The sequence below is a fragment of the Hylemonella sp. GW821-FHT12C09 genome, assembly GCF_058807395.1.
Genome location: NZ_JBXAQQ010000009.1, coordinates 152961 through 162816 on the forward strand (window position 1 = coordinate 152961; position 9856 = coordinate 162816).

The window sequence follows — 9856 nt, forward strand, 5'->3', positions numbered from 1 at the left end:
ATTCGAAGACCCCGACTCAGAGCAGGACGATGTCGTACTGCTCCTGCCCCATGGCCGCCTCGCTCTGCAGGGAAATCGGCTTGCCGATGAAGTCGGAGAGTCCCGCCATGTGCTGGCTTTCCTCGTCCAGCAGCAGCTCGATCACCTGCGGCGCGGCCACCACCCGGAATTCGCGCGGATTGAACTGGCGTGCCTCGCGCAGGATCTCGCGCAGGATGTCGTAAGCCACGCTGCGCGCGGTCTTGACGATGCCCTTGCCTTCGCAACTCGGACAGGGTTCGCACAGCATGTGCGCCAGCGATTCGCGGGTGCGCTTGCGTGTCATCTCCAGCAGGCCCAGCTGGGAAAAACCGCCCAGCATCGTCTTCACGCGGTCTCGGGCGAGCTGCTTGCGGAACTCGGCCAGCACCGCCTCGCGGTGGTCCTCGCGTGTCATGTCGATGAAGTCGGCAATGATGATGCCACCCAGGTTGCGCAGGCGCAGCTGGCGCGCAATGGCCTGCGCGGCCTCCAGGTTGGTCTTGAAGATGGTGTCGTCGAAATTGCGCGCACCGACAAAACCGCCGGTGTTGACGTCGACCGTGGTCAAGGCCTCGGTCTGGTCCACGATCAGGTAACCGCCGGACTTGAGTTCGACGCGCCGGCCCAGGGCCTTGGCGATTTCCTCGTCGATGCCGAACAGATCGAAGATCGGCCGTTCGCCCTTGTAGTGCTGCAGCTTGCCCACCGCAGCCGGCATGAACTCCATGCCGAAGGCGCGCAAGGCCTCGTACTGCTCGCGCGAGTCGACCTTGATGGTCACCGTGTGCTCGCTGACCAGGTCGCGCAGCACGCGCTGCAGCAGGTTCAGGTCCAGGTGCAGCAGGGACTTCGGGGGCAGGCGCGTGGACGCGTCCTTGATGCGGGCCCAGGTCTTGCGCAGGTAGGCGATGTCCTCGCCCAGCTCGGCGTCGCTGGAGTCCTCGCCATTGGTGCGCAGGATGAAACCGCCGCCGGGCTCGCCCACCAGCCTCTGCAGGCGCGTGCGCAGTTCGTCGCGCTGCGCCAGCGGGATCTTCTGCGACACGCCGATATGGTCGTCCTGCGGCAGGAAGACCAGCAGGCGCCCGGCAATGCTGATCTGGGTGGACAGGCGCGCGCCCTTGGTGCCAATCGGGTCCTTGATCACCTGCACCATCAGCGCCTGGCCTTCGAACACCTGTTTTTCGATCGGCACCTGGGGCTGCGACGCACGCGAGGCGCTGAGCGACTCACCTTCGGCCGGCGGGTGCCAGACGTCGGCCACGTGCAGGAAGGCCGCCTTGTCCAGGCCGATGTCGATGAAGGCCGACTGCATGCCGGGCAAGACGCGCGAGACCTTGCCCAGGTAGATATTGCCCACCAGACCGCGCTCGCTGGCACGCTCCACGTGCAGCTCCTGAACGGCCGCGTTTTCCACCACGGCCACGCGCGTTTCCTGCGGCGACCAGTTGATCAGGATGTCTTCTTGTGACACTTAAGCCACCCCCGAGGCGCTGCGCGCCTCCCCCTGCAAGGGGGCGACACGAGCGGCCCGGCAAAGCCGGTTCCGCGGTATCCCACGATTTGGAAATCTGCTCTCGCTGCGTCTGTGCTGGAAAGTAAACATGGCGGTCCGGAGGCTATGGCTTGAAGCGGAATGCTTGCAGCAATTGTGCCGTCTCGTGCATGGGCAGGCCCATGATGCCAGAGTAACTGCCAGAGATATGCGAGATGAAGGCTGCCGCCCGGCCCTGCACCGCGTAGGCCCCGGCTTTGCCCATGGGCTCGCCGCTGGCCACGTAGGCGGCGATCTGCTGGCGACTGAGGGCGGCAAAGGTGACGCGCGAAGTACTCAGGATCTGCGTCCGGCGCCGCGGCGTCCCGATGACCACGGCGGTCAGCACCCGGTGGCTGCGGCCGGCCAGATCGCGGAGCATGCGCCGGGCATCCGCCTCATCGGCGGGCTTGCCGTAGATGGTGCGCCCCAGAGCCACCGTGGTGTCCGAGCACAGCACAGGGGCAACGGGCAGGCCGCGGTGCTTGAGGCGCAGCAGGGCCGCATCGAGCTTGAGCTGGGTCACGCGCTGCACATAGGCAGCCGGCGCCTCACCGGGCAACACGGCCTCAATGGCCTCGGCGTCTTCGCCGGCGCCGGGCAGCAGCAGCTCATGGCGCACACCCAGCTGTTCCAGCAACTGGCGGCGGCGCGGACTCTGGGACGCGAGATAGATGAAAGCCGGCTTCATTCGCGATGGTAGGGGTGGTTGGCGTTGATGGACCAGGCGCGGTAAAGCTGCTCGACCAGCAGCACGCGCACCATGGCATGCGGCAGGGTCAGGTCCGAGAGGCGGATGCGTTCGTGTGCTGCCTGGCGGAAGGCCGGCTCCAGCCCGTCGGGGCCGCCAATGACCAGGGCCACGTCGTCACCGCCCAGTTGCCAGTCCTTGAGCTTGGCCGCGAGGGCCATGGTACTCAGCGTGGTGCCGCGCTCGTCCAGCGCGACGATGCGGGTGCCTTTGGGAATCGCTTCCTCGATGCGCTTGCGCTCGGCCGCCATCAGCTGCTCCACGGTCCTGGAGCCGCGCGGTTCGGTCTTGACGGCCTTGAGCTCCACCCGCAACTCCGGGGGGAAACGCTTGGCGTAGTCGTCCCAGGCCGTCTGCGCCCAGTCGGGCACGCGCTGGCCGACCGCGACGATCAGCAGCTTCACCGGGCCTTGCGCGGTGCCGTCTTCTTCGCCGGGGCCTTGGTCGTCCTGCTGGCCGGCTTGGCGGCGGTCTTGGCGACCGCCTTTTTCGCCGGCGCATTGGTCGCGTTCACCTTGACGGTCTTGATCGGGGTCTTGGCCGGGGCCTTGCGGGCCGGGGTCTTGGCGACAGCCGTCTTCTTCGCTGCCGGCTTGCCCGCGGCCTTCTTGCGGTCGGCCGCCTTCTTCTCCTCGGCCTTCTTCAGCTGGGCGCGCGAAGGATAGGCCTCAGCCACACCCTGCTTGGCCGCGCTGGCACGCCTGAGGCTGCCGGTCTTGGCGGGCGCAGCGGTCTTGGCCGGCGCCTTTTCGGCCACCTGGGCCGCCGGTTTGTCGGCACCGAACTTCAGACGCACCGGGGTCTCGCCCCACAGGTCTTCAAGGTGGTAGTACTGGCGGATGGCCGGCTGCATGATGTGCACCACGGCGGCGCCGCAGTCGACGATGATCCATTCACCGTTCTCCTCACCTTCCATGCGCGGCTTGGCAAAACCGGCATCGCGCACGGCGTCGCGCACACTGGCCGCCAAGGCCTTGGTCTGGCGGTTGGAGGTGCCCGAGGCCACCATCACGCGCTCGAACAGCGCCGAGAGCTTCTCGGTATTGAACACCTGGATGTCCTGGGCCTTCACGTCCTCCAGGCCATCGATGATGGCGCGCTGGAGTTTCTGGATGTCTTTTTTGGCGGCGGTTTCGGTGGTCATCAGGTGCTTTGATAGAGATTATGTTGTTCAATATAGCGCGCAACAGCGGGGCTGACCAGTGGGGCGATGCCCTGCCGGCTGGCGACGCGGGCGCGGATGCCGGTGGCGCTGATGTCCATGGCCGGCATCTGCAGCTTGCAGAAACGGCCCGCCATCTCGGGCGGCGGGACAAAACGGGTTTCCTGGCCGGTCAGCAGATCCCGGTCAGCTACACAAATTATAGCAAGACGGACAATCTCCTCCCAATGGCGCCAGGTCGGCAGCACATCGGCCTGGTCCTTGCCCATGACCAGGTAGAACTCGGCCTGCGGGTCTTCGGCGTGCAGCTCGCGCAGGGTGTCCAGGGTGTAGGACGGACCGGCACGGCGGATTTCCCGGTCGTCCAGCCGCACCTGGGGCAGGCCGTCGAAAGCCAGCCGGCTCATGGCCAAGCGGTGCGAAGCCGCGGTCAGCGGCCGGCTCTTGTGCCACGCCTGCCCGGTGGGTAGCACACGCAGCGCATCCAGCTGGAGTTGCTCGATGGCGGCCTGGGCCAGCGCGCGGTGCGCCAGATGCGGCGGGTCGAAGGCGCCGCCGAACATGCCGATTTTGTGAAGGCTCAAGGCGTGATCCAGTCACGCCGCGGCAAAAAGCGGGTGTAGAGTTCAGCCTCGGGGGTTCCGGGCTCGGGCTGCTGTTGGTAGGACCAGCTCACCAGCGGCGGCATGGACAGCAGGATGGATTCGGTCCGGCCGCCGGACTGCAGGCCGAAATGCGTCCCGCGGTCCCAGACCAGGTTGAATTCGACGTAACGGCCCCGGCGGTAGAGCTGGAAGGCCCGCTCACGCTCGCCGTGGTCCAGGTGCCGGCGCTTCTCGACAATGGGCAGGTAGGCCGGCAGGAAGGCGTCCCCCACGGCACGCAGCATGGCGAAACTGCCCTCGAAGCCCAGCTCCGAGAAGTCGTCGAAGAACACGCCGCCAATGCCGCGTTGTTCGTTGCGGTGTTTGAGGAAGAAGTACTCATCGCACCAGGTCTTGAAACGCGGGTACTTGTCCTCGCCGAAGGGCTTGAGCGCGTCGCGGCAGACGGTATGGAAGTGCACCGCGTCGTCCTCGAAGCCGTAGTAGGGTGTCAGGTCCATGCCACCACCGAACCAGCAGACCTCCTGCCCGTCCTTGCCCTTGGCCGCCAGCATGCGCACGTTCATGTGCACCGTCGGCACATAGGGGTTGCGCGGGTGGAAGACCAGGGACACGCCCATGGCCTCGAAAGGCGCACCGGCCAGCTCGGGCCGATGCTGGGTGGCCGAAGGCGGCAGCCGCGGGCCCTGGACGTGCGAAAAACCGCAGCCGGCACGCTCGAACACCGGGCCGTTTTCCAGAATCTTGGTCAGGCCCTGGCCCTGCAAGGGTTCCCCCGGCTCCTTCTGCCAGGCATCGGCCAGGAAGCTGCTGCCGTCGACGGCAGCGATCGCATCGGTGATGCGCCGCTGCAAGTCCTGCAGGTAGTGGCGCACGGTGTGGACGTTGGAAGCCGGGGTGGTCATGGTTTCACTTCACGATGGTTTCGCTGCGCGGCACACTGGCATCGAGCAGGCGGATGGGCGCGGCATTTTCGGGCCGACAGCCGACAGCCCCATCCAGGGCCGTCGCGATGCGCGCAAAGTCGGCGGCCTCATCGCCGCTCAGGCGCAGGAAACTGCGCACCGTCACTTCACGCCCCGCGTAATTGACCTTCACCAGCGCCAGCGGTACACCCGCCTGCACCGCCGTGCGGTAGAAGCCGCTGCGCCAGCCCGGGATGTACTTGCGCGTGCCTTCCGGGGCCAGCGCCAGCCAGAAATATTCGCCACGCTCCCGTGCTGCCTGCATGCGAGCCGCGGTATCACTCACCATGCCCTTGGCGCTGGTTCGCTCCACCGGCACGCCACCGAGATAACGCATCCAGTGCCCGAAAACGGGGAAACGGAACAGGCTGTCCTTGCCCCAGAAGCGCACCGGAATGCCGATGGCCCATTTGACGAGCAGCAGGACCACGAAGTCCCAGTTGCTCGTGTGCGGATAGACCGCCAGCACGCCCTGAAGGCCGGGCAGGCCCTCGAAATGGACGCGCCAGCCCATGCAACGCAGCAGCCAGCGCGCCAGCGCGCTGCCACGGAACTGCACCGGATGAGGCAAGGGAAAATCGTTCGGGGTCATCAGGACAGGCTGGGATCAGCCTTTGATGGCGCGGTACCCGATGTCGCGACGATATTGCATGCCGTCGAAATGGATGCCCTGGGCCAACTCGTAGGCGCGCTGCTGCGCCTGCCTGGTCGTGTCGCCCAGCGCGGTCACACACAGCACGCGCCCGCCGGTCACCTGCACCTGGCCGTCCTTCAGCGTGGTGCCGGCATGGAAGACCACGCCCTCGTCGGTATCGGCCGGCAGGCCGGTGATGACGTCGCCCTTGCGCGGGTTCATGGGGTAGCCGTGCGCGGCGATCACCACGCCCAGCGCGATGCGGCGGTCCCAGTCGAGCTCGACCTGGTCGAGCTTGCCATCGGTGGCCGCCAGCATGACGTCCACCAGGTCGGTCTTGAGGCGCATCATGATGGGCTGGGTCTCGGGGTCGCCCATACGGCAGTTGAACTCCAGCGTCTTGGGGGCGCCACTGCCATCGATCATCAGGCCGGCGTAGAGGAAGCCGGTGTAGGGGATGCCGTCCTTTTCCATGCCCTTGATGGTGGGCAGGATGATCTCGCGCATGGCGCGGGCATGCACGGCGGGCGTGACCACGGGGGCGGGCGAATAGGCGCCCATGCCCCCGGTATTGGGCCCCTGGTCGGCGTCGAGCAGGCGCTTGTGGTCCTGGCTGGTGGCCAGCGCCACCACGTTCTTGCCGTCGCACAGCACGATGAAGCTGGCTTCCTCGCCCTGCAGGAACTCCTCGATCACGACGCGCGCCCCACCCTCGTTGTGGCTCACGCCCAGCTTGTTGTCCAGCAGCATGAAATCGATGGCCTCGTGCGCCTCGGCCGCCGTCATGGCCACCACCACACCCTTGCCTGCCGCCAGGCCGTCAGCCTTGACCACGATGGGCGCGCCCATCTTGTCCACGTAGGCATGCGCCGCCACCGGGTCGGAGAAGGTGTCGTACTCGGCGGTCGGGATGGCGTGGCGCTTCATGAAGGCCTTGGAGAAGGCCTTGGAGCTCTCCAGCTGCGCTGCCGCTTTGGTGGGGCCGAACACACGCAGACCGTGCGCGCGGAACTCGTCCACCACGCCCGCGGCCAGCGGGGCCTCGGGGCCAACCACGGTCAGGCCGATCTTTTCCTGCTGCGCCCACTCGCGCAGGGCCTTGACGTCGCTGATGGGCACGTTGACCAGACGCTTGTCGCGCGCGGTACCACCGTTGCCCGGCGCCACGTAGATCATCTGCACCTTGGGAGACTGGGCCAGTTTCCAGGCCAACGCGTGTTCCCGGCCGCCGCCACCTATCACTAAGACTTTCATATCTAACCTTATCCGCCTTCAGCCCGGTCACGGGCGTACAAACCAATCAACCCAGGGGACACCGTGGAACCGGCTTTGCCGGGCCACTGGTGTCCGCCCCTTGAGGGGGTGGCGTAGCGACACGCAGTGCGCGCAGCCTGGGGGAATCACATTCCTGCGTTGTGATAGACCTCCTGGACGTCGTCCAGGTCTTCCAGCACATCCAGCAGTTTCTGCATCTTCGCAGCGTCATCGCCGCTGAGTTCAATGGTGTTCTCGGGGCGCATGGTCACACCGGCCACCTCGGCCTTGAGGCCGGCGGCTTCCAGCGCGTTCTTCACGGCCTCGAAATCATGGGGCGTGGTCAGCACCTCGATAGCGCCGTCGTCATCACTCAGCACATCCTCGGCGCCGGCTTCCAGCGCCACTTCCATGACCTTGTCCTCGGACGTGCCCGGGGCGAAGATCAGCTGGCCGCAGTGCTTGAACTGGAAGGCCACCGAGCCTTCCGTGCCCATATTGCCGCCCTGCTTGCTGAACGCGTGGCGCACCTCGGCCACGGTGCGCACGCGGTTGTCGGTCATGGTGTCGACGATGATGGCCGCCCCGCCGATGCCGTAGCCTTCGTAGCGGATTTCCTCGTAGGTCACGCCTTCCTGGTTGCCGGTGGCCTTGTCGATGTTGTACTTGACGCGATCGGCCGGCATGTTGGCTGCCTTGGCCTTGTCGATGGCCAGGCGCAGGCGCGGGTTGGCCGCCGGGTCGCCGCCACCGGCGCGCGCCGCCACCGTGATTTCACGGACGATGCGGGTCCAGATCTTGCCGCGCTTCTCGTCCTGCCGCCCCTTGCGGTGTTGGATATTGGCCCATTTACTGTGTCCAGCCACGGGGTGCCCTTCAAATTTCGTTACGCTATAGGGAGTGAATTGTACTTTTAGGGACCAACATGGCTGAACCCATCCTGATCGCGCAGCACGGCGACGTGTTATGTTTCCTGCGCCCCGACAAGGCCAACCGCCATGGCCTGATCACCGGCGCCACCGGCACCGGCAAGACCATCACCCTGCAAACCCTGGCCGAAGGCTTCTCGCGCATCGGCGTGCCGGTCTTCCTGGCCGACATCAAGGGCGACCTGACCGGCATCTCGCAGGCCGGCAGGATCGGCGACAAGCTGGCCGCCGTCCTCAAGGAACGCGGCCTGACCGCACCCGCGCCGCTGGCCTGCCCCACCACCCTGTGGGACGTGTTCGGTACCCAGGGCCATCCGGTGCGCGCCACCGTCAGCGACCTGGGCCCCCTGCTGCTGGGCCGCATGCTCAACCTGAACGAAACGCAAGAGGGCGTGCTGCAGCTGGTCTTCAAAATCGCCGACGACCAGGGCCTGCTGCTGCTGGACCTCAAGGACCTGCGCGCCATGTGCCAGCACGTGGGCGACAACGCCTCGCAATTCACCACCGAATACGGCAACATCAGCGCGGCCAGCATCGGTGCCATCCAGCGTGGCCTGCTGCAGATCGAAAGCCAGGGCGGCGACAAGTTCTTCGGCGAGCCCATGCTCAACATCGCCGACTTCATGCAGACCGACGGCAAGGGCCACGGTGTCGTCAACGTGCTGGCCGCCGACAAGCTCATGAACGCGCCGCGCCTTTACGCCACCTTCCTGCTCTGGCTGCTGAGCGAACTGTTCGAGCAGCTGCCCGAAGTCGGCGACCTGGACAAACCCAAGCTGGTCTTCTTCTTCGACGAGGCCCACCTGCTCTTCAATGACTCGCCCAAGGCCCTGCTGGAGCGCATCGAACTCGTGGTGCGCCTGGTGCGCAGCAAGGGCGTGGGGGTGTATTTCGTCACGCAGAATCCGCTGGACATCCCCGACACCGTGCTGGGCCAGCTCGGCAACCGCGTGCAGCACGCGCTGCGTGCCTTCACGCCGCGTGACCAGAAGGCCGTCAAGTCGGCCGCCGAGACCATGCGCCCCAAGCCGGGCCTGGACATTGCGGCCGCCATCACCGAACTCGGTGTGGGCGAGGCCCTGGTGAGCTTCCTCGACGAAAAAGGCCGACCCTGCCTGACCGAGCGTGTCTACGTGCTGCCCCCGGGCAGCCAGATCGGCCCGGTCACACCCGAGCAGCGCCAGGCCCTGCTGGCCAACTCGGTGGTGGCCGGCGTCTATGAGAAAACCGTGGACCGCGAATCCGCCTTCGAGCGGCTGGCGACCCGCACCCAACAGAAGCAGGCCCAGGACAAAGCAGCGGGCGAGGCCGCCGCGGCCCAGAAAGCCGGTGGTGGTGGCCTGCTCGACAGCCTGGGCGGCATCCTGGGCGGCGGGGCCGGCCGCACGCGCGCCAGCGCCGGCGAGCAGCTGATCAAGAGCGCGGCCAGCTCCATCGGCCGCGAGGTCGGGCGGCAGATCATCCGCGGGGTGCTGGGCAGCATCCTGGGCGGGAGCAAGCGGCGTTGACGCCCGCACGCGCAGGCCCGTTGCAAGTGATAAATTCCGCCCCTATACACGGTCACCACGCGCAAGCGCCCGACCGTCGCATGTCATTCTGAAGGAGCCCCCTGCGTGCCCACTCCGCCCTCCAACCCGCGTACCTCCGCCACGGCCAAGAAGGCCGGCGCGACCAGCCCCCAGGAAACGATCGAGTGGCGCATCAAGGAACTGCGCGCATTCGACGTGTCCGGCATCCGCGAGCGCTGGGACCCGAGTCTCGAAAGCCTGAAAAAGGACATCAACACCGTCCTGGCCGAGGCCTTCGGAAATAACTCGCCGGAATACAAGACATTCGCGATCGAATCATTCGATGAGACCCTGCCCCAGGATTTCAGCGGCCGCTACTCCCCCGAAGAATTGCAGCAGGCGCTCAAGGAAGGTGTGGAGAAGGCGATCATCAGCCTGAAACGCGTGAAGGGTCTGCTGGACGAACGCGCCCGGAAGCAGTCCGTTACACCAT

General features: G+C 66.3%; 10 protein-coding genes and 1 pseudogene. 2 read left to right on the top strand and 9 right to left on the bottom strand.

Features of this window, described 5'->3' with window-relative positions; translation table 11 throughout:
• Nucleotides 1-16: 16 nt before the first annotated feature.
• From rng to AC1RRP_RS15450, 9 genes are all read right to left on the bottom strand, one after another.
• Nucleotides 17-1495 (bottom strand): ribonuclease G, encoded by a 1479-nt coding sequence (gene rng, locus AC1RRP_RS15410; protein WP_493037677.1) that lies wholly within the window; start codon nt 1493-1495, stop codon nt 17-19.
• Nucleotides 1496-1640: 145 nt separating this feature from the next.
• Entirely contained in the window at nt 1641-2246 is a 606-nt protein-coding gene (locus AC1RRP_RS15415) for a Maf family protein (protein ID WP_493037679.1), read from the bottom strand.
• Nucleotides 2243-2710 (bottom strand): 23S rRNA (pseudouridine(1915)-N(3))-methyltransferase RlmH, encoded by a 468-nt coding sequence (gene rlmH / locus AC1RRP_RS15420; protein WP_493037681.1) that lies wholly within the window; start codon nt 2708-2710, stop codon nt 2243-2245. The genes AC1RRP_RS15415 and rlmH overlap by 4 nt, the downstream gene beginning before the upstream one ends.
• Nucleotides 2707-3450 (bottom strand): ribosome silencing factor, encoded by a 744-nt coding sequence (gene rsfS, locus AC1RRP_RS15425; RefSeq protein ID WP_493037683.1) that lies wholly within the window; start codon nt 3448-3450, stop codon nt 2707-2709. Before rsfS ends, rlmH begins: the two co-directional genes overlap by 4 nt.
• Complete coding sequence (nadD, locus tag AC1RRP_RS15430) at nt 3450-4031, bottom strand: nicotinate (nicotinamide) nucleotide adenylyltransferase (RefSeq protein WP_493037709.1); 582 nt, start codon at nt 4029-4031, stop codon at nt 3450-3452. Before nadD ends, rsfS begins: the two co-directional genes overlap by 1 nt.
• A 17-nt stretch (nt 4032-4048) precedes the next feature.
• Complete coding sequence (gene hemF, locus AC1RRP_RS15435; protein ID WP_493037685.1) at nt 4049-4978, bottom strand: oxygen-dependent coproporphyrinogen oxidase; 930 nt, start codon at nt 4976-4978, stop codon at nt 4049-4051.
• Between the two features lie 4 nt (nt 4979-4982).
• The gene (locus tag AC1RRP_RS15440; RefSeq protein ID WP_493037687.1) at nt 4983-5630 is read right to left on the bottom strand and encodes a 1-acyl-sn-glycerol-3-phosphate acyltransferase; all 648 of its coding nucleotides are present in this window, start codon (nt 5628-5630) and stop codon (nt 4983-4985) included.
• Nucleotides 5631-5645: 15 nt separating this feature from the next.
• Entirely contained in the window at nt 5646-6926 is a 1281-nt protein-coding gene (purD, locus tag AC1RRP_RS15445; RefSeq protein WP_493037689.1) for a phosphoribosylamine--glycine ligase, read from the bottom strand.
• A gap of 146 nt (nt 6927-7072) precedes the next feature.
• A complete protein-coding gene (locus tag AC1RRP_RS15450; RefSeq protein ID WP_493037691.1) occupies nt 7073-7792 on the bottom strand; it encodes a YebC/PmpR family DNA-binding transcriptional regulator in 720 nt (239 codons plus the stop codon).
• 59 nt (nt 7793-7851) lie between these two features.
• Between AC1RRP_RS15450 and AC1RRP_RS15455 the strand changes: the two genes are divergently transcribed.
• Entirely contained in the window at nt 7852-9363 is a 1512-nt protein-coding gene (locus AC1RRP_RS15455) for a helicase HerA-like domain-containing protein (protein ID WP_493037693.1), read from the top strand.
• Nucleotides 9364-9468: 105 nt separating this feature from the next.
• A pseudogene (locus tag AC1RRP_RS15460) lies at nt 9469-9856 on the top strand (hypothetical protein); the annotation flags it as partial.

Coding starts and splice junctions, on each gene's coding strand:
- nadD (WP_493037709.1), bottom strand. CDS start 4,031: ATGTTCGGCGGCGCCTTCGACCCGCCGCATCTGGCGCACCGCGCGCTG.
- hemF (WP_493037685.1), bottom strand. CDS start 4,978: ATGACCACCCCGGCTTCCAACGTCCACACCGTGCGCCACTACCTGCAG.
- rsfS (WP_493037683.1), bottom strand. CDS start 3,450: ATGACCACCGAAACCGCCGCCAAAAAAGACATCCAGAAACTCCAGCGC.
- AC1RRP_RS15440 (WP_493037687.1), bottom strand. CDS start 5,630: ATGACCCCGAACGATTTTCCCTTGCCTCATCCGGTGCAGTTCCGTGGC.
- AC1RRP_RS15415 (WP_493037679.1), bottom strand. CDS start 2,246: ATGAAGCCGGCTTTCATCTATCTCGCGTCCCAGAGTCCGCGCCGCCGC.
- purD (WP_493037689.1), bottom strand. CDS start 6,926: ATGAAAGTCTTAGTGATAGGTGGCGGCGGCCGGGAACACGCGTTGGCC.
- AC1RRP_RS15455 (WP_493037693.1), top strand. CDS start 7,852: ATGGCTGAACCCATCCTGATCGCGCAGCACGGCGACGTGTTATGTTTC.